1 protein-coding gene is annotated in these 278 nt (G+C 36.0%); it reads left to right on the forward strand.

What is annotated here, in order from left to right:
* Nucleotides 1-278 (forward strand): nitroreductase family protein (locus BAQ48_RS06340; RefSeq protein WP_479722830.1); only part of this gene is annotated, 278 nt, incomplete at both ends.

The following is a 278-nucleotide window of genomic DNA, read 5'->3' on the forward strand; positions in this document are numbered from 1 at the left end:
ATAAATTATGGGATATTACAACTGAAACATTAAGAAAAGTAGTTGGAGATGGAGATTTTTCAGGAACGCAACAAAAAATGGATTCCTTTAAAGCTGGTTATGGAACAGTACTATTCTTTGAAGATGAGTCTATCGTTAAATCGCTTCAAGAAAAATTTGCTGCATATGCTGAAAACTTCCCAATTTGGTCACACCAAGCATCTGGTATGCACCAGTTAGTTGTGTGGACAGGTTTAGAAGCAGAGGGATTAGGAGCATCTTTACAACATTATAATCCA

It is taken from the genome of Bacillus luti, from assembly GCF_001884105.1.
Classification (GTDB): domain Bacteria; phylum Bacillota; class Bacilli; order Bacillales; family Bacillaceae_G; genus Bacillus_A; species Bacillus_A luti.